The sequence below is a fragment of the Magnetococcus sp. PR-3 genome, assembly GCF_036689865.1.
Taxonomy (GTDB): Bacteria; Pseudomonadota; Magnetococcia; order Magnetococcales; family Magnetococcaceae; genus Magnetococcus.
Genome location: NZ_JBAHUQ010000087.1, coordinates 1 through 536 on the forward strand (window position 1 = coordinate 1; position 536 = coordinate 536).

Genomic DNA, 536 nt, shown 5'->3' on the forward strand with positions numbered 1-536 from the left:
CGCACTTTGGTGACCTCGGTATGGAACTTGGCCATATTTTTTTTCATTTTGCTGGAGGCCGCGCGAGAACAGTGGTCCTTTACAGGCGTATACAGAGGTTCCAGAACTTCCTTCTGTACGCCCAAAAAAGAGTTCTTTAAATAAACTGGTAGACGTTGTTTATTCCAATTAAGCTGGGTTTTTAGCTCGCGCCGAGACAGGTCTATCCGTGCGGCCAGTTTGTCAATTGCCCGCTGACAGACTGGCGAATTTGGGAATGCATGAACTTGGGTTGGAACCTGTGGGAATGCATGAGCTTGGGGTGGAATCTGAAACAGCAGCATCATAAACACTATGATGGCTATGATAGAATGGGAATAGATACGATTATCTGATGGCATTTTCTAGTCGGCAGATGGTTTAAGATCCACCCCTCATGTTTTTTAACTGTTCATCGTTGAAATTGGATTGTGATTTAAATTTCATTTCCGCGCCTGAGTTAAAATTTTAATACCAAAAATTAAATGTTCAATGAAAATAAGACAATTGCGGAATGG

At 42.2% G+C, this 536-nt stretch carries 1 protein-coding gene; it reads right to left on the reverse strand.

What is annotated here, in order from left to right; translation table 11 throughout:
* Window positions 1–326: hypothetical protein (locus V5T57_RS20660; protein ID WP_332893165.1), on the reverse strand; the 326-nt coding region annotated here is incomplete at its 3' end.
* Between the last annotated feature and the right edge of the window lie 210 nt (window positions 327–536).